We start from the raw sequence: 26708 nt of genomic DNA, 5'->3' as shown, positions 1-26708 counted from the left end.
GAAGCCGCTTTCGCGAGCAGGCTCGCTCCCACAGGGTTTTGTGCAGGCTTTATTTATTGTCGCGAATCGAGAAATTGGCCATGTGCTCAAGGCCCTTGATCAGCGCCGAGTGGTCCCAGTTGCTGCCACCGATGGCCGCGCAGGTGCTGAATACCTGCTGGGCATTGGCGGTGTTGGGCAGGTTGATGTTCAGTTCCTTGGCGCCTTGCAGGGCCAGGTTCAGGTCCTTCTGGTGCAGGCTGATGCGGAAGCCTGGGTCGAAGGTGCCCTTGATCATGCGCTCGCCGTGCACTTCGAGGATCTTCGAAGAAGCGAAACCGCCCATCAGCGCTTCACGCACCTTGGCCGGATCGGCACCGTTTTTCGAGGCGAACAGCAGGGCTTCGGCTACGGCCTGGATGTTCAGCGCGACGATGATCTGGTTCGCCACTTTGGCGGTCTGGCCGTCGCCATTGCCGCCGACCAGGGTGATGTTCTTGCCCATGGCCTGGAACAGCGGCAGGGCGCGTTCGAAGGCATCGGCGTCGCCACCGACCATGATGCTCAGGGTGGCGGCCTTGGCGCCGACTTCACCGCCGGACACTGGCGCGTCGAGGTACTGCGCGCCTTTTTCGTTGATCTTGGCGGCGAAGGCTTTGGTCGCGGTCGGCGAAATCGAACTCATGTCGATGACTACTTTGCCTTTACCGATACCGGCCGCAACACCGTCGGCGCGGAACAGCACGTCGTCGACTTGCGGGGTGTCCGGAACCATGACGATGATGAATTCGGCTTCCTGCGCTACTTCACGCGGGTTGGCCAGGGCGACGGCGCCAGCGGCGACCAGATCGGCCGGGGCGGCGTCGTGGTGTTGCGACAGGAACAGGCTGTGACCGGCTTTCTGCAGGTTCGCCGCCATTGGGTGGCCCATGATGCCGGTGCCGATGAATCCGATTTTAGCCATGAGAAAATCCTCTTGTTTTTGTCGTGCTCAAGCAAATAGGGGAGCTGCTTTACATGTGGGAGCGAGCCTGCTCGCGAATGCGGTGGAACATTCAATATCCGTGTTGACTGAACCACCGCATTCGCGAGCAGGCTCGCTCCCACAGGGGATTTGCTGTGTTTCTTAGATTGCGTTGTGTGATTTCAACCAGCCCAGGCCCGCTTCGGTGGTGGTCAGCGGTTTGTACTCGCAACCGACCCAACCCTGATAGCCGATGCGATCAAGGTGTTCGAACAGGAAGCGGTAGTTGATCTCACCGGTGCCCGGCTCGTTGCGCCCCGGGTTGTCCGCGAGTTGCACGTGGTTGATCTCGCCCAGGTGCGATTGCAGGGTGCGGGCCAGATCGCCTTCCATGATTTGCATGTGGTAGATGTCGTATTGCAGGAACAGATTGGCGCTGCCGACCTGCTCGCGAATCGACAGGGCTTGCGCCGTGTTGTTCAGGTAGAAACCGGGAATGTCGCGGGTGTTGATCGCTTCCATCACCAGTTTGATGCCCACCGCTTGCAGCTTGTCGGCGGCATATTTGAGGTTGGCGACGAAGGTCTTTTCCACGGTGGCATCGTCAACGCCTTGCGGGCGGATACCGGCCAGGCAGTTGACCTGGGTGTTGCCCAGCACTTGTGCGTAAGCGATCGCCAGATCGACCCCGGCGCGGAACTCTTCGACCCGATCCGGCAGGCAGGCAATACCGCGCTCGCCCTTGGCCCAGTCACCGGCCGGCAGGTTGAACAGCACTTGGGTCAGGCCGTTGGCCTCGAGTTTTGCCTTGATTTCAGCCGAGCTGAAGTCGTACGGGAACAGGTATTCCACGCCACTGAAACCGGCCTTGGCGGCGGCGTCGAAACGGGCAAGGAAATCCTGTTCGGTGAACAGCATGGACAGGTTGGCTGCGAAACGCGGCATGGTGGTCTCCCGTAAATCTTGTGAGGTCCCCTGTGGGAGCGAGCTGTGGCGAGGGGATTTATCCCCGTTCGGCTGCGAAGCAGTCGTAAACCATTGTATGCGGTGTACCTGATACGCCGCGGTTTCAGGTTTTGAGGCCGCTTCGCGCCCTAACGGGGATAAATCCCCTCACCACACAGGCTCGCTCCCGCAGGGAGAGCGGTCAGCAGTTAATCAAGCAACGAAATCGCCGTCGGCGCGTCATTGCCGACCAGTGCCAGGTCTTCGAACTCGTTGACCGCGTTGATCTCGGTACCCATGGAGATGTTGGTCACACGCTCCAGAATGATCTCGACGATCACCGGCACTTTGAATTCTTCGATCATCTGTTCGGCCTTGCGCAGGGCAGGGGCGATTTCCGACGGTTCGAACACACGCAGCGCTTTACAGCCGAGGCCTTCGGCGACTGCGATGTGGTCAACCCCGTAACCGTTGAGTTCCGGCGCATTCAGGTTATCGAAGGACAGTTGCACGCAGTAGTCCATTTCGAACCCGCGCTGGGCTTGACGGATCAGGCCCAGGTACGAGTTGTTCACCACGACGTGGATGTACGGCAGTTTGAACTGAGCGCCGACCGCCAGTTCTTCGATCATGAACTGGAAATCATAGTCCCCCGACAGGGCCACGACTTTGCGGTTCGGATCGGCCTTCACCACGCCCAGCGCCGCCGGAATGGTCCAGCCCAACGGGCCGGCCTGACCGCAGTTGATCCAGTGACGCGGCTTGTAGACGTGCAGGAACTGCGCGCCGGCAATCTGCGACAGACCAATGGTGCTGACGTAGCAGGTGTCCTTGCCGAACACCTGGTTCATTTCTTCATAAACGCGCTGCGGCTTGACCGGCACGTTGTCGAAGTGGGTCTTGCGATGCAGGCTGGCCTTGCGCTGCTGGCAATCCTGCAGCCAGGCGCTGCGGTTTTTCAGCTTGCCGGCGGCTTGCCATTCACGGGCGACTTCAATGAACACGGTCAGTGCTGCGGCGGCGTCGGAAACGATGCCCAGATCCGGGGTGAACACACGGCCGATCTGCGTGCCTTCGATGTCGACGTGAATGAACTTGCGACCTTCGGTGTACACGTCAACCGAACCGGTGTGACGGTTGGCCCAACGGTTACCAATGCCCAGCACCACGTCGGATTTCAGCATGGTGGCGTTGCCGTAACGGTGCGAAGTCTGCAGACCGACCATGCCGACCATCAGCGGGTGGTCGTCAGGGATGGTGCCCCAGCCCATCAGCGTCGGGATGACCGGGATGCCGGTCAGCTCGGCGAACTCGACCAGCAGATCGCTGGCGTCGGCATTGATGATGCCACCACCGGCGACCAGCAATGGACGCTCGGCCTTATCCAGCAAGGCCAGAGCCTTCTCGACCTGTACGCGGGTTGCGGTCGGCTTGGCCAATGGCAGCGGTTGGTAAGCGTCGATGTCGAATTCGATCTCGGCCATCTGCACGTCGAATGGCAGGTCGATCAGCACTGGGCCTGGACGGCCGGAGCGCATTTCATAGAAGGCTTTCTGGAACGCGTAAGGCACCTGGCCCGGCTCCAGAACCGTGGTTGCCCACTTGGTCACTGGCTTGACGATGCTGGTGATGTCGACAGCCTGGAAATCTTCCTTGTGCATACGGGCGCGGGGTGCCTGACCGGTGATGCAGAGGATTGGAATCGAGTCGGCCGAGGCGCTGTAGAGCCCGGTGACCATGTCGGTACCGGCAGGGCCGGACGTGCCGATGCACACGCCGATGTTGCCGGCCTTGGTGCGGGTGTAGCCCTCGGCCATGTGCGAGGCGCCTTCAACGTGGCGAGCAAGGACGTGATCGATGCCACCTACCTTCTGCAAGGCGGAGTACAGCGGGTTGATCGCTGCGCCCGGGATGCCAAAAGCGGTATCAACCCCTTCACGGCGCATCACCAGAACGGCGGCTTCGATTGCTCTCATTTTGCTCATGGTTTTGTGCCTCTTTACGTTTTGTAATTGTATACAAGTGGCTTTGCGCAGAGTGTATTCACGGCGGACGGCGCAGGTCAATCCATTTTCTCAAGCGCCTGTTTCATTCGTCGGAAGCCCGCTGTGCTGTGGCTTTTCGTCGCATGTGGCGCTTTTCGAGAATTATTGTATACAAAAATATAACTCATTGTGTTCTATTTGTGTCACCGGACTGCGGCACAAACGCGCAGTCCCACGACTTTCCCTATAACAAAATGAGGACGGCACCATGAGCGCTTTAACCTTGAAAGTCGCAGTCAACCTGGTCAGCGAAGCCATCAACGCAGGACGCGGTATCAACGCCGCACCGCTGACCATCGCGGTACTCGATACCGGCGGCCACCTGATCGCCCTGCAACGCGAAGACGGCGCCAGCCTGCTGCGCCCCGACATCGCCATCGGCAAAGCCTGGGGCGCCATCGCTTTGGGTAAAGGCTCCCGCCTGCTCGCTCAGGACGCCCAACAACGCCCGGCGTTTTTTTCTTCGTTGAACAGCATGGGGCAGGGCAGCGTTGTGCCGGCACCGGGTGGGGTGTTGATTCGAAATCAGGCGGGTGAAGTGCTGGGCGCGATCGGGATCAGTGGGGATTTGTCGGATGTGGATGAGCAGGTGGCGATCAGAGCGGTGGAAGCGCTGGATTTGAGGGCGGATGGTGGGGTGGTTGGTTGAATGTCAGTGTCTGAATAACCGCTTTCGCGAGCAGGCTCGCTCCCACATTGAGTTTGGGTTGGACACAAAATGTTCGAGTGTTCGAAAGCCCCTGTGGGAGCGAGCCTGCTCGCGAATACGATCTGCGCTACACATCTTGCTAAAAGTCTGACGCTCTCTTCGCCATCTCCACGGCTAGCCTTTTCATGATCAACATATGAAAAGGCAACGGAATGCCGGGTTTATCTGCTTCACATCGCTTGCGCATCGGACGCTATTCAGAACACAACCGCATTTACCTTCTGACCGCCAATACCGCCGGGAGAGAACCCGTATTCAGCGATTTCTTCCTTGGCAGAATGCTTGTAAGCCAATTCCGGGCAGCTGAGGAAACGGGATTGGCCAATTCTCTGGCTTGGGTCGTAATGCCAGATCATTTTCACTGGCTGATTGAATTGAAGAGTGGCTCGCTCGGCGAATTGATGCAGCGAACCAAATCCCTCAGCACCAAAGCGGTAAAGCTTTCGACCGGCCGAAAGACCAGCCTTTGGCAACCTGGCTTCCATGACCGCGCACTGCGTAAAGAGGAGAATCTGGTGAAGATGGCGCGGTATGTCATTGCCAACCCATTGCGGGCAGGACTGGTCAAAAGCCTTGGCGACTATCCGTTGTGGGATTCGATCTGGTTATGAGTTGAGGTCTGCGGTGCGGCTATTCGCGAGCAGGCTCGCTCCCACAGGAGAATGCATTCCAAATGTGGGAGCGAGCCTGCTCGCGAAGCGGTTCCCCCGATCTCACCGATCCGGCTCACACCCCTTCAACACCAACCGGATAATCGTCTGCGCCGCCGCTTCATAATCGGCTTCATCAAGCTTGTCCTTCCCGGTCACTGCGGAAATCTGCCAGTCGAAGTCGGCGTAGGTCTGGGTCGCGGCCCAGATGCTGAACATCAGGTGGTTGGGGTCGATCGGGGCGATCTGGCCGCGGTCGATCCAGCTCTGGATGCAGGCGATGTTGTGCTTGGCCTGGGCATTTAGCTGCTCGACCAGGTCGGCGCTCAGGTGCGGGGCGCCGTGCATGATTTCGCTGGCGAACACTTTGGAGGCGTAGGGCAGGTCGCGGGAGATGCGGATCTTCGAGCGGATGTAGCCGCTCAGCACCTCGCTCGGCACGCCGTCCGGGTTGAACGGGGTCGAGGCCTGCAGAATCGGCTCGATGATGCTTTCCAGCACCTCGCGGTAGAGGTTTTCCTTGGATTTGAAGTAGTAGTAGACGTTGGGCTTGGGCAATCCCGCCTTGGCGGCGATGTCGCTGGTTTTGGTCGCCGCGAAGCCCTTGTCGGCAAACTCTTCGCTGGCGGCGCGCAGGATCAGTTCTTTGTTACGCTCGCGGATTGTGCTCATAAACCCGGTGGTTCCTTGCCTGTTCTGGCGGTGGCGCATGGTAGCACCGGCCTTGAGCGGCGCTCAACAATGCAGCCTGTGGCCGGCGGTCGCGTTATGCTTGGCAACATTCATACACAGAAGGAAACAGGATTCATGGCAGGAAGCAGTTTGCTGGTGCTGATCGATGACATCGCCACCGTTCTGGATGACGTTGCATTGATGACCAAGATGGCCGCGAAGAAGACCGCCGGGGTGCTCGGTGATGATCTGGCGCTCAATGCCCAGCAGGTTTCGGGCGTGCGCGCCGAGCGGGAAATTCCCGTGGTCTGGGCGGTGGCCAAGGGCTCGTTCGTCAACAAGCTGATCCTCGTGCCGTCGGCATTGGCGATCAGCGCTTTCGTACCGTGGCTGGTGACACCACTGTTGATGGTCGGCGGCGCGTACCTGTGCTTCGAGGGTTTCGAGAAGCTCGCGCACAAATTTCTGCACAGCAAAGAGGAAGACGAGGCAGAGCACACGCAGTTGACCGAAGCAGTGGCCGATCCGGCGACCGATCTGGTGGCGTTCGAGAAGGACAAGATCAAAGGCGCAATCCGCACTGACTTCATTCTTTCGGCAGAAATCATCGCCATCACTCTCGGCACCGTGGCAGATGCCTCGCTGACGCAGCAAGTGGTGGTCATGTCCGGCATCGCCATCGTCATGACCGTGGGCGTTTATGGTTTGGTGGCTGGCATCGTCAAGCTCGACGATCTGGGGCTGTGGCTGACACAGAAGCCCGGGCAGATGGCGAAAAAGATCGGCGGCGGCATTCTCAGCGCCGCGCCGTACATGATGAAAACCCTGTCGGTGGTTGGCACGGCAGCGATGTTCCTGGTCGGCGGTGGCATCCTGACCCATGGCGTGCCGGTGCTGCATCACTGGATCGAAGGTGTTGGCGCAGCGGTAGGGAGCGCCGGGTTCGTCGTGCCGATGCTGCTCAATGGTGTTGCGGGGATTATTGCTGGCGCGGTGGTGTTGGCGGTGGTTTCGGTCGTAGGCAAGCTCTGGAAAGCGCTGAAGGGTTAATCAGCAACACATAACAAATGTGGGAGCGAGCCTGCTCGCGAATGCGGTAGCCCAGTCAATATTGATAGAGACTGGTACTCCGCGTTCGCGAGCAGGCTCGCTCCCACAGTGTTTTCCGGCAGCCGATTTACTCGGCGATCTGCAACTTGCGCGCTTCGGTATACACGTACCGCACTTTCTCGTACTCGAACGGCGAGTTCATCTGACCATAGCGGAAGCTGGTCTGGTAGCGCTTGTCGATCGCACGCAAAGCCCAGACTTCCGGGTGGTTGGAGCTGACTTCGGCGACGTTGAGGAAGTTGATCGCAGTGTCGGCGGTGTAATCCACGGCCAGACCTGCGGTGTCGCGGATGTTCGACGGGCCGAAGATCGGCAGTACGAAGTAGGCGCCGCCCGGTACGCCGTAGAAGCCCAGAGTCTGACCGAAGTCTTCGTTCTGGCGTGGCAGGCCCATGGCGGTGGCCGGGTCCCACAGGCCGGCGATGCCGATGGTGGTGTTGAGCAGCAGGCGCGCGGTGGTTTCCATCGAGCGCTGGCCCTTGAACTGCAGCAGGCTGTTGACCAGATTCGGCACGTCGCCAATGTTGTTGAAGAAGTTGCTCACCCCGGTACGCACGAAGCTTGGCGTGATGTAGCGGTAACCGTCGACCACCGGCAGGAACACCCACTGGTCGAAGCGATAGTTGAAGTGGTAGACCCGGCGGTTCCACGATTCCAGCGGGTCATAGACGTTCAGCGCGTTGAGCGTCGAACGTTCGAACTCGCGCTGGTCCAGGCCCGGGTTGAACTTGAGTTTGGTCAGCGGTTCCTTGAAGCCGTCGCTGTCGACCACTACCGGGGCATCGGCTTTACTGTTGTCGGCCTGGGCCACGCCTGCACAGAGGAACGCTGCAATCAGCAGGAGATATTTAGCCACGGAAGAACTCCAGCATGGCGTCGCTGTTGACGCGATAGTTAAGGTTGCCGCAGTGGCCGCCCAGTGGATAAACGGTCAGGCGATCACCGAAGGTTTTACGCAGGAAGCCCAGGTCGCCAGGGCCGAGGATGACGTCGTCGGCGTTGTGCATGACGGCGATTTTCGGGCTGTCGTGCAGGTAATCCTTGAGCGCATACAGGCTGACCTGATCGATCAGTTGCAGCAGGCTGCCGCCGTCAGTGCGCGCGCGCCACATCGGAATGACCTGCTCGGTGATGTAGCAGTCGAAATCGCATTGCAGCGCACGCTTGAGGAACGGCGTGAGGCTGGTGCCTTCGGTGATCGGGAATTTCGGCGGGGTAATCAGACCGCGACGGTTGACCAGGTCCGAGGTGTAGGCAATGTCGGCTGCCGAGAAGCGGAACGACGTGCCAATCAGCATGGCCATCTGTTCGTTGGTCAGGTGCTGCTTGGACTGCTGGAAGTCATACAGCAGCGCATCGTTGAGATCGATGTAGCCTTTCTGTTGGAAGTAACGGGTCAGCTTGGTCAGTACCAGTTCATAGAACGTGGTGCTGTTGTTGATGCCCTTGACCTCGGTCTGTACCAGCTTGTCGAGGTTGGTCACCGAGGTGTAGAGGTTGACCGGCGGGTTGAGCAGCAGGACTTTCTTGAAGTTGAAGCTGCGGCGCGTTTCGTCCAGATGCGCGACGAACGCGGCATCGAGGGCGCCGAGGCTGTAACCGGTCAGGTAATACTCGGTGACCGGCAGTTTCGGGTTCTGCGCCCGCACGGCCTGCATCACCCGGTACATGTCTTCGGCATCTTCCTTGGTCACGCCCGGGGTGGCGAAACGCGAGGCGGCGCTGATGAAGTCGAAGCTGGTCGGCGACGACAACTGCACGACGTGGTAGCCGGCCTTGTAATACAGCTTTTTCAGGTATTCGTTGAGCGTGCTGTCAAAGCGCGCACCGGTGCCGGCGATCAGGAAGATCAGCGGCGCCGGTTTGTCCTGCGTGGCGATGCGGTAAGTGAGCTTCTTCACTGCCCAGAAATTGTCCGGCAGCTGGAATTCACGCTCCGGGCGCAGGGTGAGGCTGCGGTCCGTTTGATTGATGTCGTCGTCCAGCGGCAACTCCGGACGCAGATCCGGCGGTGTCGTGGCGATCGTCGCCTCGAACGGGTTGGTCAGCGGGTAGCCATAGCTGGCGGCGTCGATATCCACCGCCAGCGCGGACGCACTCAAGATAAGGCCGCTGAACAGCGCGGCGAAGCGCAAGGAACGGAGCATGACTAGATCCCTTAGAGGAAGGTGCCGATTGAAGTTCGCAGGCTATGACCACCGGCCGTGCGCCAAAGTGCCATGCTGCGGCACCAAACAGGCGGAATTCGGGGTAATAGTAGCTGGACGATACACGTTGCGAGGGCTTGCTGAACAGTTAACAGTTGTTAGTGCTTGCGAATGCCGGTCGGCAGATTAAGCTGGCCGCCGATTTCCGCAGATTGGAGTGCCCCATGTCCCGCCGCTTGCCCGTGATTGTGCTGCTTGTTTTGTTGCCGCTGTGGCTGGCCGCCAGTTATGCCGCGCGCTATGGCTTCATGGAAGACGGGCAGTGGGTAGGCATCTGCGTCGACGAGGCCAGTCGTTGGCAATGCCTGGTGCGTGCGAATCTGGGGCTGATGATTCATTTCAAGGTGTTGGGCTGGGCGGCGGTGGCCACCGCGGTATTGGCATTTGTCGTGCAGGGACGGGCAGGGTGGTGGCTGGCGGTGCTGGCGCTGGTGTTCGGCCTGCCGGCGCTGGCGTTGTACAACACTACATTAGCGGTGTTTGCGGTGGTGATTGCCGGGTTGCGCCTGGTCAGATCCTCACGCAGCGAGTGACAGAAGAGATCGCAGCCTTCGGCAGCTCCTACAGTTGCATGCCGTACACCTGTAGGAGCTGCCGAAGGCTGCGATCTTTTGATCTTGCTCTTGCTCAGCCTCTGCGAACCCGCAGGCATCGCCACAACGCCACCACCATCAAACCACTCACCAGCGCCCAGCCCCACGCCTGCTGATTCAGCATCCCTTCCTGATACAACTGCGGTGCAATCCCGGCGCCGATGATAAAGGTCAGCAGAGCAATCTCCCGACGCGGCACGCTCACCGGGCGGCACAGGTAGACCAGCGCCGGCAGGACGAACGCCATGCTTGCGAAACTGCGATAACGCGGATCGAAGACCATCTCCAGCATCATCACCGCCGCGGCAAAACCGGCCGCCACGACCAGCCAGCCGGCGCGCCGCTCGAGGAAGTCGAAGGCTCGCGCGCGCCAACCTGTGCGTGCGCTTAGCGTCAGCGCGGCATGCGCAAGGACCAATAGATTCAACCCGGTCAGCAAGCCGACCCACAGCCATTCACCGGCAAATCGTGTGGTCAATCGAGCCAGATCGCCCCAGGCGCCAATCGAGCACGCTGCGACCGCGCCCAGCAGTGGCAGCAAAAGCGCTGAACGTGTGGTGCGCACGCGTCCACCAAGGATCAGCGTGCCAAGGAAAATCAATCCGCCGACCGCCAGCCACTCTTTCCAGTACGGCACATTGCTCACCGGCCCGGCGAGCACGCCCTTGTCCTGTCGATCGGCATCGAACAGCCCCCAATAGCCGCCGACCGCGCCTTCACTGCCGCGCTTCCACGGTTGGTCGAAGGCTTCGATCAGGTTGTAACGCCAGCCTTCCTGCTCGGCCATCGCCACGAATCCACGAATGAATTTTGCCTCGTTGACCCGGCTCGGTACGGCGGTTTCGCGCTGGCGGCCTTCGCTCGGCCAGCCGGTTTCGCCAATCATCACGTCTTTCGGAGCGAATTTGTTGCCGAACACCTGGCGCACATCCGCCACATGCCGCAGCGCCACGTCGATGTTCGATGGATCGTCTTCCCAGTACGGCAGCAGGTGAATGGTCAGAAAGTCCACGGCCGGGGCGATTTCCGGATGCTTGAGCCAGAATTCCCAGACGTCGGCGTAGGTCACCGGTTGCTTGACCTGGCTTTTGACCTTGCTGATCAGCCGGGCCAGTTGCGCGCCGGTGACCTCTTTGCGCAGCAGTGCCTCGTTGCCGACGATTACGGCTGTGACCACGTCGGGGTTGGCATTGGCCGATTTGATCAGCAGCTCGACTTCCTGCTCGGTGTCGACCGGGTTGCTGTTGACCCAGGCGCCGATCATCAACTTCAGACCGTGCTTGCGCGCCAGATCGGGCAGGGCGTCGAGCCCGGTCATCGAGTAGGTGCGGATACACTCGAAGCGCGTCGCCAGCAGTGCGAGGTCGGCGTCCATGCGCTCGGGGCGCAATTTGAACGGCACGTCGAACGGCGATTGGTCTTTGTCGAACGGTGTGTAGGAGGCGCATTGCAACTTGTGCGTCGGCGTCGCGGCGTCCGGCAGGATCACCGGTTGGCCGAGGCCATACCAGAAGCCGCCAAGGGCCAGGAGCCCGAGCAGGCAGGCGAACAGATAAGGCAGAAAAGGAAATCGGGACGTTGCGGACATGGTCAGGCCGAGTGGCTGCAAAGCGACGCATGTTACCTGCATTTATAGAAGGGCAGGTGGCTCGCAGGCGTTGTACATGCAAAGTTCGGGCGGATTGTCTGGCGTCAATTAATCGCGCTTGATTAATGGCTTTCTGATGTCGTTTCTCGCTGCCTTGAGGTCGCTGACAGAGCAGGTCGCCGGCCGCTTGAGGTTGATGATCAAACCATCAGTACCCTTTTTGAAAAATCGGCTGATGTTCGGTGTGTGAGGTCCGGCGTGATGGGGGCGCTGTGCACCATAACAATACGTTGACGATGCCCGGCATCCGTCGGGCGCAGCATTTCGGGGAAGTAAACGATGAAGATGCGACGACTTTTAGGCGCAGGTGCCGTTCTGGCGCTTGCGATGAGTTCCACTTTCGCCAACGCTGAAAAACAGACCCTGAACATCGGTTACGTTGACGGCTGGTCCGACAGCGTCGCGACCACCCACGTGGCGGCCGAAGTGATCAAACAGAAACTCGGTTATGACGTGAAGCTGCAAGCCGTCGCCACCGGGATCATGTGGCAGGGCGTGGCCACCGGCAAACTCGACGCGATGCTCTCGGCCTGGCTGCCCGTGACCCACGGTGACTACTGGACGAAAAACAAGGATCAGGTCGTCGATTACGGCCCGAACTTCAAGGACGCGAAGATCGGCCTGATCGTGCCGGAGTACGTCAAAGCCAAATCGATCGAAGACCTGAAAACCGACGATACCTTCAAAAACCGTATCGTCGGCATCGACGCCGGTTCAGGCGTAATGCTCAAGACCGATCAGGCGATCAAGGATTACGGTCTGGACAAGTACAGCCTCAAGGCCAGTTCCGGCGCCGGAATGATTGCCGAACTGACCCGCGCCGAGAAGAAGAATGAATCCATCGCTGTCACCGGTTGGGTGCCGCACTGGATGTTCGCCAAGTGGAAACTGCGCTTCCTCGACGACCCGAAAGGCGTGTATGGCCAGGCTGAAACCGTGAACAGCATCGGCAGCAAAGGCCTGGACGCCAAGGCGCCGGAAGTGGCCAAGTTCCTGAAAAACTTCCAGTGGGCTTCGAAAGACGAAATCGGCGAGGTCATGCTGGCGATTCAGGACGGCGCCAAGCCTGATGCTGCGGCCAAGGACTGGGTGGCCAAACACCCGGATCGTGTAGCTGACTGGACCAAATAATTTAAACACCGCCACACCCCTGTGGGAGCGAGCCTGCTCGCGAATGCAATCTGTCAGTTGATGCGATATCGACTGATACGATGCCTTCGCGAGCAGGCTCGCTCCCACAGTTGTTTTTGTGTGTGCTTGAAAATGGCCAGAACATCATGGCCATCTACTACTAAGGTCGTCTGGAACCTCTCTCGCAGCCGCATACATTAGCTACGTTCCAACAATAATTTGTGCTGCGAGGATAAAAACAATGAACGACAGCATTTACCTCTCGATTCAAAACAGTCCCCGATTCAAGGAGCTGGTTCAGAAAAGGGAACGATTCGCCTGGATTCTCTCGGCAATCATGCTTGGGCTGTACTCCGCATTCATCCTGCTGATCGCATACGGGCCGCACGTGCTCGGGGCGAAACTCAGTCCTGAATCCTCGATCACTTGGGGCATCCCGATCGGTGTCGGCCTGATCATTTCAGCCTTCGTCCTGACCGGCATCTACGTGCGCCGCGCCAATGGCGAGTTCGACGACCTGAACAATGCGATTCTCAAGGAGGCTCAGCAATGATCCGGCGTCTACTGGCTCTATTGAGTGTTGCGGCTTTCGCGCCGAGTGTCTGGGCGGCTGACGCGTTGACGGGGGAGGTGGCCAAACAGCCGCTGAACATCCCGGCGATCCTGATGTTCGTGGCCTTCGTCGGCGCGACGTTGTACATCACCTACTGGGCTTCGAAGAAAAACAATTCGGCCGCCGACTACTACGCGGCGGGCGGCAAGATCACCGGTTTCCAGAACGGCCTGGCGATCGCTGGCGACTACATGTCGGCGGCGTCCTTCCTGGGTATTTCCGCGCTGGTGTTCACCTCCGGCTACGACGGCCTGATCTACTCGATCGGCTTCCTCGTGGGCTGGCCGATCATTCTGTTCCTGATCGCCGAACGCCTGCGCAACTTGGGTAAATACACCTTTGCCGACGTGGCGTCCTACCGCCTGGGGCAAACCCAGATTCGCACCCTGTCCGCCTGCGGCTCGCTGGTGGTGGTGGCGTTCTACCTGATCGCGCAAATGGTCGGTGCCGGCAAGCTGATCCAGCTGCTGTTCGGCCTCGATTACCACGTTGCGGTGATTCTGGTCGGCGTGCTGATGTGCATGTACGTGCTGTTCGGCGGCATGCTCGCGACCACTTGGGTGCAGATCATCAAGGCAGTGTTGCTGCTGTCCGGTGCCTCGTTCATGGCACTGATGGTAATGAAGCACGTGGGCTTCGACTTCAACACGCTGTTCTCCGAAGCGATCAAGGTGCACGCCAAGGGCGAAGCGATCATGAGCCCGGGCGGGCTGGTCAAGGATCCGATCTCGGCGTTCTCGCTGGGTCTGGCACTGATGTTCGGTACCGCTGGCCTGCCACACATTCTGATGCGCTTCTTCACCGTGAGTGACGCAAAAGAAGCGCGCAAGAGCGTGCTGTACGCTACCGGCTTCATTGGCTACTTCTACATCCTGACCTTCATCATCGGCTTCGGCGCGATCCTGCTGGTCAGCACCAACCCGGCCTTCAAAGATGCAGCGGGCGCCTTGCTCGGCGGCAACAACATGGCGGCGGTGCACCTGGCCAACGCGGTGGGCGGCAGCATCTTCCTAGGCTTCATCTCGGCAGTGGCGTTCGCAACCATTCTGGCTGTGGTGGCCGGTCTGACGCTGGCGGGTGCTTCGGCGGTTTCTCACGACCTGTACGCCAGTGTGATCAAGAAGGGCAAAGCCAACGAGAAGGATGAGATTCGCGTATCGAAGATCACCACTATCGCCCTGGCGGTGCTGGCGATTGGTCTGGGCATTCTGTTTGAAAGCCAGAACATCGCGTTCATGGTCGGCCTGGCGTTCTCCATCGCGGCGAGCTGCAACTTCCCGGTACTGCTGCTTTCGATGTACTGGAAGAAGCTGACCACTCGCGGCGCGATGATCGGCGGCTGGCTGGGTCTGGTGAGTGCTGTTGGTCTGATGATCCTCGGCCCGACCATCTGGGTGCAGATTCTGCATCACGAGAAGGCGATCTTCCCTTACGAATATCCGGCGCTGTTTTCGATGATGATTGCCTTTATCGGGATCTGGTTCTTCTCGATCACTGACAAGTCGGCGGCTGCGGATAACGAGCGGGCGCTGTTCTTCCCGCAGTTTGTGCGTTCGCAGACCGGCTTGGGGGCGAGTGGGGCGGTTTCGCACTAAGAGATCAGATGTAAGCTGCAAGCTGCAAGCTTCAAGAAAACGCCCTGATTGAGAGATTGGGGCGTTTTTTTTTGTGGACGGTTATCGGTTGGTTTTGGGTGTATATCCGTTGCTGCGGTAACGGCGGCTTAGGGTTTCGCCCTTACGGCGAGTCACCTTTTCCAAACGCCGAAAAGGTAACCCAAAAGGCTTGCTCCTGCGTTCGGCCCTCGCAGGCTCGGGTTCCTTCGCTGCGGGATCGATCCGGGCGCAGCGGCTCCGGTTTGCTTCGCTGCACCTCCTTCCGCTGTGTCTGGCTGCGCCAGACGGTCGCTACGCTCCCACCCCCGGATCAATCCCTCCACTCAGCCTTCCGACGTCGCCGGTGGATCAAGATCAAAAGCACTCGAGCTTGCGCTCATTGTTGAGTGGTGCGGCTTCGCCGCGGGCAGCTGCGCTGCTTTGCTTTCTGTGGGAGCGAGCTTGCTCGCGAAGGCGGCCTGACAGCCGACCTGGTCTTGAGCTAGCACGCAATCTAACTGGAGCTGCCGAAGGCTGCGATCTTTTGATCTGGCTTTTGCTTTTGCTGTGGCTTTTGATCCGGCTCTTGATCTTTTGCCCCTTCGGCAGGCTTCGTTACGGGATCGATCCGGGTGTGGGAGCGCAGCGACCGTACGACGCAGTCGTACACAGCGGAAGGAGGTGCAGCGAAGCAAACCGTAGCCGCTGCGCCCGGATCGGTCCCGTAACGAAGGTACCCCGAGCTTTAGCGAGCGGGCCGTACGCCGGGGCAAAGCCTTTTGGGTTACCTTTTTGCTGGGCCGGCACTCCGGCGTCTGAAAAAGGTGACTCGCTGTAAGAGCGAAACCGCCAGCGGCAGCACCCGCAGCAACGGATATGCCCTCAGAATCCAAGAACCAGTCGGCCCGAAGGCCGCTGAGACCACAAACAAAAACGGCCTCTATATAAGAGGCCGTTCCTGACACACCACTAAACCATCACAAAAAAAGAAAAACCCTTATTTGCGATCTTCCAGCTTGGTGATGTCACGCGACTCGTAACCGGTGTACAGCTGGCGCGGGCGGCCAATCTTGTACGGGCTCGAGAGCATTTCCTTCCAGTGCGAAATCCAGCCGACAGTACGTGCCAGGGCGAAAATCACCGTGAACATGCTGGTTGGAATGCCGATCGCCTTGAGGATGATCCCCGAGTAGAAGTCGACGTTCGGGTACAGCGAGCGCTCGATGAAGTACGGGTCGGTCAACGCGATCTCTTCCAGGCGCATGGCCAGTTCGAGTTGCGGATCGTTGTTGATGCCCAGTTCCTTCAGCACTTCGTCGCAGGTCTGCTTCATGACAGTCGCGCGAGGGTCGCGGTTCTTGTAGACGCGGTGACCGAAGCCCATCAACTTGAACGGATCGTTCTTGTCCTTGGCCTTGGCGATGAACTTGTCGATGTTCGACACATCGCCAATCTCGTCGAGCATGGTCAGCACGGCTTCGTTCGCACCGCCGTGGGCAGGGCCCCACAGTGCGGCGATACCGGCGGCGATACAGGCGAACGGGTTGGCACCCGAAGAACCGGCCAGACGCACGGTGGAGGTCGAAGCGTTCTGCTCGTGGTCGGCGTGGAGGATGAAGATCCGGTCCATGGCCTTGGCGAGTACCGGGCTGATCGGTTTGATCTCGCACGGGGTGTTGAACATCATGTGCAGGAAGTTTTCCGCGTACGTCAGGTCGTTGCGCGGGTACATCATGGGTTGGCCCATGGAGTACTTGTAGACCATCGCTGCCAGGGTCGGCATCTTCGCAACCAGACGGATCGCGGAGATTTCGCGATGCTGCGGGTTATTGATGTCCAGGGAGTCGTGGTAGAAGGCCGAGAGGGCGCCGACTACACCGCACATGACGGCCATCGGGTGGGCGTCGCGACGGAAACCGTTGAAGAAGGTTTTCAGCTGCTCGTGAACCATGGTGTGGTTTTTCACGGTGCTGACGAACTGGGCCTTCTGTTCTGCGGTCGGCAATTCGCCGTTGAGCAGCAGGTAGCAGGTTTCCAGGTAGTCCGACTTTTCAGCCAGCTGTTCGATCGGGTAGCCGCGGTGCAACAGAATGCCGTTGTCGCCGTCGATATAGGTAATTTTCGATTCGCACGAAGCGGTCGACATGAAACCCGGGTCGAAAGTGAAGCGGCCCGTGGCCGTCAGGCCCCGAACATCGATTACATCGGGACCAACGGTGCCGGTTAAAATGGGCAGCTCGACGGGGGCTGCGCCCTCGATGATCAACTGCGCTTTTTTGTCAGCCATGTGGCCTCCTATTTATGCTTGAACCATCAGACAGACCCCCCACGCAGGGCCCGCACCACTATAGTGAGATAAATTCGAATGTCAATTTGCCTAAAGTCTTGCTCCAGAAGGCTTTAAGCCGACTTTTTCCTCGAAATTGCCTGCCATTTACGCCTTTTATGCAACTTGTGCAATCCGCTATTGGGGGTAGGTGAACGCGTTGTCATTAGTAGCCTAACTGTCTATACTCGGCCACCGACCGCCAAGGGCTTTTGGGCTTGCTTTCATTGGGGGTCGCATCCCTGGGTGGTGGTTACCTGACCAGTGCACTCCCCAACAACTTTGCCCTGATTGTTAGGGGCTCTTCAGTGTGAAAAAAAAGCCGTGAAAAGCCAACGACCTGTAAACCTAGACCTAAGGACCATCAAACTCCCAGTCACTGCTTACACGTCCATTCTTCACCGTATCTCCGGTGTCATCCTCTTCGTGTGCCTTGCCATCATGCTTTACGCATTGGACAAGTCGCTGAGCTCCGAGGAAGGCTTCGGTCAGGTGAAAGCGTGTCTGACCAGTCCGCTAGCCAAGCTAGTGATTTGGGGCATCCTGTCCGCTCTGCTGTATCACCTGGTAGCCGGTGTGCGCCACTTGATCATGGACATGGGCATCGGTGAGACGCTGGAAGGCGGCAAACTGGGCTCGAAAATCGTTATCGCCGTTTCCGTGGTGGTAATCGTTCTGGCAGGAGTCTGGATATGGTAACTAACGTCACTAACCTGTCGCGTTCGGGCCTCTATGACTGGATGGCACAGCGTGTGTCTGCGGTCGTTCTCGCGGCTTACTTCATCTTTCTGATCGGATACATCGTCGCCAACCCTGGCCTCGAGTATGCCCAGTGGCATGAACTGTTCGCTCACAACGGAATGCGTATTTTCAGCCTGCTGGCCCTTGTTGCTCTGGGCGCTCACGCCTGGGTCGGCATGTGGACCATCGCGACCGACTACCTGACGCCAATGGCGTTCGGCAAGTCCGCAACGGCGATACGTTTCCTTTTCCAGGCAGTATGCGGCGTTGCGATGTTCGCTTACTTCGTCTGGGGTGTGCAGATTCTCTGGGGTATCTGATTCATGGCTAACATTCCAACGATTTCTTTCGACGCCATCATTATTGGTGGTGGCGGTGCCGGCATGCGCGCTGCGCTGCAGCTGGCACAGGGCGGCCACAAGACTGCGGTGATCACCAAGGTTTTCCCGACCCGTTCGCACACTGTGTCCGCGCAGGGCGGCATCACGTGCGCCATCGCTTCCGCCGACCCGAACGATGACTGGCGCTGGCACATGTACGATACCGTCAAGGGTTCCGACTACATCGGTGACCAGGACGCTATCGAATACATGTGTCAGGAAGGCCCGGCCGCTGTTTTCGAGCTGGACCACATGGGTCTGCCGTTCTCGCGTACCGAGCAAGGCCGCATCTACCAGCGTCCGTTCGGTGGCCAGTCCAAGGACTATGGCAAGGGCGGTCAGGCTGCACGTACCTGCGCTGCGTCCGACCGTACCGGTCACGCGCTGCTGCACACGCTTTATCAGGGTAACCTGAAAGCCGGCACCACGTTCCTCAACGAGTACTACGCTGTTGATCTGGTGAAAAACCAGGAAGGCGAATTCGTTGGTGTGATCGCGATCTGCATCGAAACCGGCGAAACCTCCTACATCCGTGCCAAGGCCACCGTTCTGGCCACTGGCGGTGCAGGCCGTATCTACGCGTCCACCACCAACGCCCTGATCAACACCGGTGACGGCGTCGGCATGGCTCTGCGTGCTGGCGTGCCGGTACAAGACATCGAAATGTGGCAGTTCCACCCGACCGGCATCGCCGGCGCCGGTGTACTGGTTACCGAAGGTTGCCGTGGTGAAGGTGGTTACCTGATCAACAAGCACGGCGAGCGTTTCATGGAGCGTTATGCTCCGAACGCGAAAGACCTTGCAGGTCGTGACGTGGTTGCCCGTTCGATGGTCAAGGAAATCATCGCCGGCAACGGTTGCGGTCCGAATGGCGACCACGTAATGCTCAAACTCGACCACCTGGGCGAGGAAGTGCTGCACAGCCGTCTGCCAGGCATCTGCGAACTGTCGAAGACTTTCGCCCACGTTGACCCGGTTGTTGCTCCGGTTCCGGTTGTGCCGACCTGCCACTACATGATGGGCGGCGTTGCCACCAACATTCATGGCCAGGCGATCACCCAGAACGCCGAAGGTCAGGACCAGATCATTCCTGGCCTGTTCGCGGTAGGCGAAGTGGCTTGCGTATCGGTTCACGGTGCGAACCGTCTGGGCGGCAACTCGCTGCTCGACCTGGTGGTCTTCGGTCGCGCTGCCGGCCTGCACCTGGAAAAGGCGTTGACCGATGGCATCGAATACGACGACGCTACCGAGTCCGACATCGAAGCTGCACTGTCGCGTCTGAACGCGCTGAATAACCGTACCGACGGTGAAGACGTTGCCACCCTGCGTCGCGAGCTGCAAAGCTGCATGCAGAACTACTTCGGTGTATTCCGTACCGGCGAATACATGCAGAAGGGCATCGCTCAGCTGGCCGATCTGCGCAAGCGTATCGCCAACGTGAAGATCAACGACAAGTCGCAAGCGTTCAACACTGCACGTATCGAAGCGCTGGAACTGCAGAACCTGCTGGAAGTGGCTGAAGCTACCGCCATCGCGGCCGAAGTACGTAAAGAGTCTCGCGGCGCTCACGCCCGTGAAGACTTCGAAGACCGTGATGACGAAAACTGGCTGTGCCACACCCTGTACTTCCCGGGTGACAAGCGCGTCACCAAGCGTGCCGTGAACTTCTCGCCGAAGACTGTTCCGACTTTCGAACCTAAAGTCCGGACTTATTAAGGGTGACCGCCATGTTGCAAGTCAGTGTTTATCGCTACAACCCTGATCAGGACGCTGCGCCGTTCATGCAGGATTTCCAGGTCGATACCGGTGGTAAAGACCTGATGGTGCTGGACGTGCTGGCCCTGATCAAAGAGCAGGACGAAGGTTTCTCCTATCGTCGCTCCTGCCGTGAAGGCGTCTGCGGCTCCGACGGCATGAACATCAACGGCAAGAACGGTCTGGCCTGCATCACGCCGCTGTCTGCCGTTGTAAAAGGCAACAAACTGATCGTTCGTCCGCTGCCAGGTTTGCCGGTTATCCGTGACCTGGTCGTCGATATGAGCATCTTCTACAAGCAATACGAGAAGGTGAAGCCTTACCTGCAGAACGACACGCCGGCTCCGGCCATCGAGCGTCTGCAGTCGCCAGAAGAGCGTGAAAAGCTGGACGGTCTGTACGAGTGCATCCTGTGCGCCTGCTGCTCGACCTCTTGCCCGTCCTTCTGGTGGAACCCGGACAAGTTCCTCGGTCCTGCTGCACTGCTGCAAGCCTACCGCTTCCTGGCAGACAGCCGTGACACCAAGACCAGCGAGCGTCTGGCTTCACTTGACGACCCGTTCAGCGTTTTCCGCTGCCGGGGCATCATGAACTGCGTCAACGTATGTCCGAAAGGCCTGAACCCGACTAAGGCCATCGGTCACATCCGTAACATGCTGCTTTCGAGCGGCGTGTGATTCAGCTGCTGTAACCGTTGCACCGTAGAGGCTGTGGCGCGGGCTTCAACCCGCGTCATGGCTATAACCAGAGCCGTAGCCATAAGCTGCAGCTCTTCTTTTGAAGAAATGAGACAAGCAGGGGCATCCGGGCTGGTACCCGGACTATCAGTGTGATCCTAGGTGGCTTGTTTTAGTCGCTGCATTCGGACTTCTGCAAGTTTGCTCGGTGTCGACACCGATGGTGTTCCCCTAACCGAGGGTGACCAAGCATGCAAGAAAGCGTGATGCAGCGCATGTGGAACAGCGCCTACCTTTCAGGTGGAAACGCTGCCTATGTGGAAGAGCTTTATGAGCTCTACCTGCACGACCCTAACGCTGTGCCAGAAGAGTGGCGCACCTACTTTCAGAAGTTGCCAGCCGACGGCAACTCTGCCACTGATGTTTCGCACTCGACGATTCGCGATCATTTCGTGCTGCTGGCAAAGAACCAGCGCCGCGCCCAACCGGTTTCCGCCGGCAGCGTGAGCAGTGAGCACGAGAAGAAGCAAGTTGAAGTGCTGCGATTGATCCAGGCCTACCGTATGCGTGGCCACCAGGCAGCCCAGCTTGACCCGCTGGGGCTGTGGCAGCGTCCTGCACCTGCAGACCTGTCGATCAATCATTACGGCTTGACCAATGCCGATCTTGATACGACCTTCCGTGCCGGCGACCTGTTCATCGGCAAAGAGGAAGCGAGCCTACGCGAAATTCACGAAGCGTTGCAGCAGACATATTGCCGCACCATCGGCGCTGAATTCACGCACATCACCGATTCCGAGCAGCGCCAGTGGTTCCAGCAGCGTCTGGAAAGCGTGCGTGGCCGTCCGACGTACTCTGCCGACATCAAGAGCCACCTGCTTGAGCGCGTGACTGCCGGTGAAGGCCTGGAAAAATACCTCGGTACCAAATACCCGGGCACCAAGCGTTTCGGTCTGGAAGGTGGCGAAAGCCTGATTCCGATGCTCGACGAACTGATCCAGCGTTCCGGCTCGTACGGCACCAAGGAAGTCGTCATCGGCATGGCCCACCGTGGCCGTCTGAACGTGCTGGTCAACACCTTCGGCAAGAACCCGCGCGAGCTGTTCGACGAGTTCGAAGGCAAGAAGAAGGTCGAGCTCGGTTCCGGTGACGTCAAATACCACCAGGGCTTCTCGTCCAACGTGATGACCACCGGCGGTGAAGTTCACCTGGCCATGGCGTTCAACCCGTCCCACCTGGAAATCGTTTCCCCGGTGGTCGAAGGTTCGGTGCGCGCCCGTCAGGACCGTCGCAACGACCTGACCGGTGAGAAGGTACTGCCGATCTCCATCCACGGTGACGCGGCATTTGCCGGTCAGGGCGTGGTCATGGAAACCTTCCAGATGTCGCAGACCCGCGGTTTCAAGACCGGCGGTACCGTGCACATCGTGATCAACAACCAGGTCGGTTTCACCATCAGCAACCCGCTGGACTCGCGCTCCACCGAGTACGCCACCGACGTTGCCAAGATGATCCAGGCGCCGATCCTCCATGTGAATGGTGATGATCCGGAAGCCGTGCTGTTCGTGACCCAGCTGGCCATCGACTATCGCATGCAGTTCAAGCGTGACGTGGTGATCGATCTGGTCTGCTACCGTCGTCGCGGCCACAACGAGGCCGACGAGCCAAGCGGCACCCAGCCACTGATGTATCAGCAGATCACCAAGCAGCGCACCACCCGTGAGCTGTACGCTGATCGCCTGACCCAGGCCGGTGTGCTCGACGCTGAACGCGTTCAGGCCAAGGTCGACGAATACCGCAACGCGCTGGACAACGGTCTGCACGTGGTGAAATCGCTGGTCAAAGAACCGAACAAAGAGCTGTTCGTCGATTGGCGTCCATACTTGGGCCACGCCTGGACCGCGCGTCACGACACGCGTTTCGATCTCAAAACCTTGCAAGAACTGTCCGCCAAGCTGCTGGAAATTCCGGAAGGCTTCGTCGTTCAGCGTCAGGTCGCGAAGATCTACGAAGACCGTCAGAAGATGCAAGCCGGCGGCCTGCCGATCAACTGGGGTTACGCCGAAACCATGGCGTACGCGACCCTGGCGTTCGAAGGTCACCCGATTCGCATGACTGGTCAGGACATCGGCCGCGGTACGTTCTCGCACCGTCACGCTGTGTTGCACAACCAGAAAGACGCGGGCACCTACATTCCGCTGCAGAACCTGTACGACGGTCAGCCACGTTTCGACCTGTACGACTCGTTCCTCTCGGAAGAAGCGGTACTGGCATTCGAATACGGTTACTCGACCACCACGCCAAACGCGCTGGTGATCTGGGAAGCCCAGTTCGGCGACTTCGCCAACGGTGCTCAGGTCGTGATCGACCAGTTCATCACCAGCGGCGAGCACAAGTGGGGCCGTCTCTGCGGTCTGACCATGCTGCTGCCACACGGTTACGAAGGCCAGGGCCCTGAGCACAGCTCGGCACGTCTTGAGCGTTACCTGCAGCTGTGCGCCGAGCACAACATTCAGGTGTGCATGCCGACCACGCCAGCGCAGATCTACCACTTGCTGCGTCGTCAGGTGATTCGTCCGCTGCGCAAGCCGCTGGTCGTGCTGACGCCGAAGTCGCTGCTGCGCCACAAGCTGGCCATCTCGACGCTGGAAGATCTGGCCGAAGGTTCGTTCCAGACCGTGATCCCGGAAATCGACGCACTGGACCCGAAAAAGGTCGAGCGCGTGGTTCTGTGCAGCGGCAAGGTCTACTACGACCTGCTGGAAAAACGCCGTGCCGAAGGCCGCGAAGATATCGCCATCGTGCGTATCGAGCAGCTGTATCCGTTCCCTGAGGACGACTTGAAAGAAGTCCTGGCTCCATACACCAACGTCAAACACGCCGTTTGGTGTCAGGAAGAGCCGATGAACCAGGGTGCCTGGTACTGCAGCCAGCATCACTTGCGTCGCAGCATCGCCAACCTCGACAAGACTCTCGTACTCGAGTACGCGGGCCGTGAGGCTTCGGCTGCGCCAGCTTGTGGTTACGCATCGATGCACGCCGAGCAGCAGGAAAAACTGCTGCAAGATGCTTTCACTGTTTAACGCCTTCGCGCTGACTGAAACCGAATTTTAAGGACCCACAGATAATGGCTATCGAAATCAAAGCCCCGTCATTCCCGGAATCGGTTGCCGATGGCACCGTTGCCACCTGGCACAAGAAACCAGGTGAGGCCGTCAAGCGTGACGACCTGATCGTCGACATCGAAACCGACAAAGTCGTGCTCGAAGTGTTGGCTGAAGCAGACGGCGTGCTGGGCGCAATCGTTGCCGAAGAGGGCGCTACCGTTCTGTCGAACCAGGTCCTGGGCTCGATCGAAGAGGGCGGCGCTGCTGCTGCCGCTCCTGCCGCCGCTGCTGCTCCGGCTGCTACTGCCACTGCCGCACCGGCTGCTGCCGATGGCGAAGATGACCCGATCGCAGCTCCTGCCGCTCGCAAGCTGGCTGAAGAGAACGGCATCAACATCGCTTCCGTTGCCGGCACCGGCAAGGGCGGTCGTGTGACCAAGGAAGACGTGGTTGCTGCTGTTGCTGCGAAGAAAGCCGCTCCGGCTGCCGCACCTGCCAAGGCTGCTGCTCCTTCGGCTGCTGCGCCTGTGTTCGCTGCCGGCGACCGCATCGAGAAGCGCGTACCGATGACTCGCGTACGTGCCACCGTGGCCAAGCGTCTGGTTGAAGCCCAGTCGAACATGGCAATGCTGACCACGTTCAACGAAGTCGACATGACCGAAGTCATGGCCCTGCGTTCGAAGTACAAGGATCTGTTCGAGAAATCCCACAACGGCGTACGCCTGGGCTTCATGTCGTTCTTCGTGAAAGCGGCCACCGAAGCGCTGAAACGCTTCCCGGCTGTCAACGCGTCGATCGACGGCGGCGACATCGTTTACCACGGCTATGCGGACATCGGCGTTGCCGTTTCCAGCGACCGTGGCCTGGTGGTACCGGTTCTGCGTAACGCCGAGCTGATGAGCCTGGCTGAAATCGAAGGCGGCATCGCAACATTTGGCAAGAAAGCCCGAGACGGCAAACTGTCGATGGACGAGATGACCGGTGGTACCTTCACCATCACCAACGGTGGTACCTTCGGTTCGATGATGTCGACGCCGATCGTCAACCCGCCGCAGGCAGCGATCCTGGGCATGCACAACATCATCCAGCGTCCGATGGCCATCAACGGTCAGGTCGTGATCCGTCCGATGATGTACCTGGCTCTGTCCTACGATCACCGTCTGATCGATGGCAAAGAAGCTGTGACCTTCCTGGTGACCATCAAGAACCTGCTGGAAGATCCGGCTCGTCTGTTGCTGGATATCTAAAAAGCAGCTGCAAGCTTTCAGCTACAAGCCTCAAGCTCAAGGCGAGCGGGTGGGCTTGCAGCTTGAAGCTTGCGGCTTGTAGCTTTATTGCTAAAGAGGATTTTTTGAATGTCGCAGAAATTTGACGTAGTAGTGATCGGTGCCGGCCCTGGTGGCTATGTAGCGGCCATCAAGGCTGCTCAGTTGGGCCTGACCACTGCCTGCATCGAGAAGTACACCGACGCAGAGGGCAAGCAAGCCCTGGGCGGTACCTGCCTGAACGTGGGTTGCATTCCTTCCAAGGCGCTGCTCGACAGCTCGTGGAAATACAAGGAAGCCAAAGAGAGCTTCAACGTTCACGGTATCTCGACCGGCGAAGTCAAAATGGACGTCGCTGCGATGGTTGGCCGCAAGGCTGGCATCGTCAAGAACCTGACTGGCGGCGTTGCGACCCTGTTCAAGGCCAACGGCGTTACTTCGATCCAGGGCCACGGCAAGCTGCTGGCCGGCAAGAAAGTCGAAGTCACCAAGCCGGACGGTTCGGTTGAAGTGATCGAAGCGGAAAACGTCATCCTCGCGCCAGGTTCGCGTCCGATCGACATTCCACCGGCTCCGGTTGACCAGAAAGTCATCGTCGATTCGACTGGCGCTCTGGAGTTCCAGTCCGTACCTAAACGTCTGGGCGTGATCGGCGCTGGCGTGATCGGTCTGGAGCTGGGTTCGGTATGGTCGCGTCTGGGTGCAGAAGTGACTGTTCTCGAAGCGCTGGACACTTTCCTGATGGCAGCGGACACCGCTGTTTCCAAGGAAGCGCTGAAAACCCTGACCAAACAGGGTCTGGACATCAAGCTGGGCGCTCGTGTTACCGGTTCGAAAGTCAACGGCGAAGAAGTCGTCGTCAACTACACCGATGCCAACGGCGAACAGACCATCACTTTCGACAAGCTGATCGTAGCCGTTGGTCGCCGTCCGGTGACCACTGATCTGCTGTCTGCCGACTGCGGCGTGGAAATCGACGAGCGCGGTTTCATCGCGGTCGATGACCATTGCGTCACAGCTGTACCGGGCGTTTTCGCCATCGGTGACGTGGTTCGCGGCATGATGCTGGCCCACAAGGCTTCGGAAGAAGGCATCATGGTTGTCGAGCGCATCAAGGGCCACAAGGCTCAGATGAACTATGATTTGATCCCTTCGGTTATTTATACTCACCCGGAAATCGCGTGGGTTGGCAAAACCGAGCAGGCGCTGAAGGCCGAAGGCGTTGAAGTCAACGTCGGCACCTTCCCGTTCGCCGCTTCCGGCCGTGCCATGGCTGCCAACGATACCGGTGGTTTCGTCAAGGTCATCGCCGATGCCAAGACCGACCGCGTATTGGGCGTGCACGTGATTGGCCCGAGCGCTGCAGAACTGGTTCAGCAGGGCGCGATCGGTATGGAATTCGGCACCAGCGCTGAAGACTTGGGCATGATGGTTTTCTCCCATCCGACCCTGTCCGAAGCCTTGCACGAAGCTGCTCTGGCAGTGAATGGCGGTGCCATTCACATTGCCAACCGCAAGAAGCGTTAAGACATAATAAGAAACCACGGCGGTAGCGGCCCGTCGTGAGCCTTGCGAGCAAGACTCACCGCGGAATGT

The 26708-nt window shown here is 59.1% G+C and carries 22 protein-coding genes; 14 read left to right on the top strand and 8 right to left on the bottom strand.

Going from position 1 to position 26708, the window contains the following annotated elements; genetic code table 11:
• Window positions 1–49: 49 nt before the first annotated feature.
• The 3 genes from J5M66_RS07020 to gcl all read right to left on the bottom strand — a co-directional run bounded on the left by J5M66_RS07020 (window position 50) and on the right by gcl (window position 3873).
• Window positions 50–943 (bottom strand): 2-hydroxy-3-oxopropionate reductase, encoded by an 894-nt coding sequence (locus tag J5M66_RS07020; RefSeq protein ID WP_016771028.1) that lies wholly within the window; start codon window positions 941–943, stop codon window positions 50–52.
• Window positions 944–1105: 162 nt separating this feature from the next.
• The gene (gene hyi / locus J5M66_RS07015) at window positions 1106–1888 is read right to left on the bottom strand and encodes a hydroxypyruvate isomerase (RefSeq protein WP_056783872.1); all 783 of its coding nucleotides are present in this window, start codon (window positions 1886–1888) and stop codon (window positions 1106–1108) included.
• Between the two features lie 209 nt (window positions 1889–2097).
• Window positions 2098–3873: a glyoxylate carboligase gene (gene gcl, locus J5M66_RS07010; protein ID WP_207807448.1), complete on the bottom strand. Its 1776-nt coding sequence runs from the start codon at window positions 3871–3873 to the stop codon at window positions 2098–2100.
• Window positions 3874–4141: 268 nt separating this feature from the next.
• On the opposite strand from gcl, the gene J5M66_RS07005 reads away from it, so the two are divergent.
• Both J5M66_RS07005 and J5M66_RS07000 read left to right on the top strand, forming a co-directional pair.
• Complete coding sequence (locus J5M66_RS07005) at window positions 4142–4582, top strand: heme-binding protein (RefSeq protein WP_207807447.1); 441 nt, start codon at window positions 4142–4144, stop codon at window positions 4580–4582.
• A gap of 212 nt (window positions 4583–4794) precedes the next feature.
• Complete coding sequence (locus tag J5M66_RS07000) at window positions 4795–5253, top strand: transposase (RefSeq protein ID WP_073472715.1); 459 nt, start codon at window positions 4795–4797, stop codon at window positions 5251–5253.
• A gap of 102 nt (window positions 5254–5355) precedes the next feature.
• On the opposite strand, the gene J5M66_RS06995 is transcribed toward J5M66_RS07000, so the two are convergent.
• Window positions 5356–5964: a TetR/AcrR family transcriptional regulator gene (locus J5M66_RS06995; RefSeq protein ID WP_041479604.1), complete on the bottom strand. Its 609-nt coding sequence runs from the start codon at window positions 5962–5964 to the stop codon at window positions 5356–5358.
• A gap of 135 nt (window positions 5965–6099) precedes the next feature.
• On the opposite strand from J5M66_RS06995, the gene J5M66_RS06990 reads away from it, so the two are divergent.
• A complete protein-coding gene (locus tag J5M66_RS06990; RefSeq protein ID WP_207807446.1) occupies window positions 6100–7014 on the top strand; it encodes a DUF808 domain-containing protein in 915 nt (304 codons plus the stop codon).
• A 127-nt stretch (window positions 7015–7141) separates the two neighbouring features.
• Here the strand turns inward: J5M66_RS06990 and J5M66_RS06985 are convergent, their stop codons facing one another.
• Both J5M66_RS06985 and J5M66_RS06980 read right to left on the bottom strand, forming a co-directional pair.
• A complete protein-coding gene (locus J5M66_RS06985) occupies window positions 7142–7930 on the bottom strand; it encodes a VacJ family lipoprotein (protein WP_024012144.1) in 789 nt (262 codons plus the stop codon).
• Window positions 7923–9221, bottom strand: a complete 1299-nt coding sequence (locus J5M66_RS06980) for a serine protein kinase PrkA (RefSeq protein ID WP_024012145.1) — start codon at window positions 9219–9221, stop codon at window positions 7923–7925. The genes J5M66_RS06985 and J5M66_RS06980 overlap by 8 nt, the downstream gene beginning before the upstream one ends.
• A 224-nt stretch (window positions 9222–9445) precedes the next feature.
• On the opposite strand from J5M66_RS06980, the gene J5M66_RS06975 reads away from it, so the two are divergent.
• Window positions 9446–9814: a hypothetical protein gene (locus J5M66_RS06975; RefSeq protein WP_207807445.1), complete on the top strand. Its 369-nt coding sequence runs from the start codon at window positions 9446–9448 to the stop codon at window positions 9812–9814.
• Window positions 9815–9908: 94 nt separating this feature from the next.
• Here the strand turns inward: J5M66_RS06975 and J5M66_RS06970 are convergent, their stop codons facing one another.
• Complete coding sequence (locus tag J5M66_RS06970; RefSeq protein WP_207807444.1) at window positions 9909–11504, bottom strand: beta (1-6) glucans synthase; 1596 nt, start codon at window positions 11502–11504, stop codon at window positions 9909–9911.
• Between the two features lie 297 nt (window positions 11505–11801).
• Here J5M66_RS06970 and J5M66_RS06965 point away from each other — a divergent pair, with 297 nt between their 5' ends.
• The 3 genes from J5M66_RS06965 to J5M66_RS06955 all read left to right on the top strand — a co-directional run bounded on the left by J5M66_RS06965 (window position 11802) and on the right by J5M66_RS06955 (window position 14861).
• Complete coding sequence (locus J5M66_RS06965) at window positions 11802–12653, top strand: glycine betaine ABC transporter substrate-binding protein (protein ID WP_016771017.1); 852 nt, start codon at window positions 11802–11804, stop codon at window positions 12651–12653.
• A gap of 241 nt (window positions 12654–12894) precedes the next feature.
• Window positions 12895–13206 carry a DUF485 domain-containing protein gene (locus tag J5M66_RS06960; RefSeq protein ID WP_016771016.1) on the top strand — a complete coding sequence of 104 codons (312 nt, stop codon included), beginning with the start codon at window positions 12895–12897 and terminating at the stop codon, window positions 13204–13206.
• A complete protein-coding gene (locus J5M66_RS06955) occupies window positions 13203–14861 on the top strand; it encodes a cation acetate symporter (protein WP_016771015.1) in 1659 nt (552 codons plus the stop codon). Before J5M66_RS06960 ends, J5M66_RS06955 begins: the two co-directional genes overlap by 4 nt.
• A gap of 997 nt (window positions 14862–15858) precedes the next feature.
• On the opposite strand, the gene gltA is transcribed toward J5M66_RS06955, so the two are convergent.
• On the bottom strand, window positions 15859–17148 hold the full coding sequence (gene gltA, locus J5M66_RS06950; RefSeq protein ID WP_003222994.1) for a citrate synthase: 1290 nt from the start codon (window positions 17146–17148) through the stop codon (window positions 15859–15861).
• A gap of 363 nt (window positions 17149–17511) precedes the next feature.
• Between gltA and sdhC the strand changes: the two genes are divergently transcribed.
• The 7 genes from sdhC (at window position 17512) to lpdA (ending at window position 26639) form a co-directional block, all read left to right on the top strand.
• Entirely contained in the window at window positions 17512–17886 is a 375-nt protein-coding gene (gene sdhC / locus J5M66_RS06945; protein ID WP_016773673.1) for a succinate dehydrogenase, cytochrome b556 subunit, read from the top strand.
• Entirely contained in the window at window positions 17880–18248 is a 369-nt protein-coding gene (gene sdhD, locus J5M66_RS06940) for a succinate dehydrogenase, hydrophobic membrane anchor protein (protein WP_008049683.1), read from the top strand. The genes sdhC and sdhD overlap by 7 nt, the downstream gene beginning before the upstream one ends.
• Before the next feature lie 3 nt (window positions 18249–18251).
• The gene (sdhA, locus tag J5M66_RS06935) at window positions 18252–20024 is read left to right on the top strand and encodes a succinate dehydrogenase flavoprotein subunit (protein WP_024012149.1); all 1773 of its coding nucleotides are present in this window, start codon (window positions 18252–18254) and stop codon (window positions 20022–20024) included.
• 11 nt (window positions 20025–20035) lie between these two features.
• Complete coding sequence (locus J5M66_RS06930) at window positions 20036–20740, top strand: succinate dehydrogenase iron-sulfur subunit (protein ID WP_016773675.1); 705 nt, start codon at window positions 20036–20038, stop codon at window positions 20738–20740.
• A 251-nt stretch (window positions 20741–20991) separates the two neighbouring features.
• Window positions 20992–23823 carry a 2-oxoglutarate dehydrogenase E1 component gene (locus tag J5M66_RS06925; protein WP_041479560.1) on the top strand — a complete coding sequence of 944 codons (2832 nt, stop codon included), beginning with the start codon at window positions 20992–20994 and terminating at the stop codon, window positions 23821–23823.
• 44 nt (window positions 23824–23867) lie between these two features.
• Entirely contained in the window at window positions 23868–25094 is a 1227-nt protein-coding gene (gene odhB / locus J5M66_RS06920) for a 2-oxoglutarate dehydrogenase complex dihydrolipoyllysine-residue succinyltransferase (protein ID WP_125927004.1), read from the top strand.
• A 108-nt stretch (window positions 25095–25202) separates the two neighbouring features.
• The gene (lpdA, locus tag J5M66_RS06915) at window positions 25203–26639 is read left to right on the top strand and encodes a dihydrolipoyl dehydrogenase (protein ID WP_016773678.1); all 1437 of its coding nucleotides are present in this window, start codon (window positions 25203–25205) and stop codon (window positions 26637–26639) included.
• Window positions 26640–26708: the final 69 nt, after the last annotated feature.

Origin of the sequence: Pseudomonas sp. 67(2021) (genome assembly GCF_017491835.1) — a bacterium.
Lineage (GTDB): Bacteria > Pseudomonadota > Gammaproteobacteria > Pseudomonadales > Pseudomonadaceae > Aquipseudomonas > Aquipseudomonas atacamensis.
The sequence above is the reverse complement of the archived record's forward strand: the minus strand, read 5'-3'. Positions and strand labels throughout refer to the sequence as shown.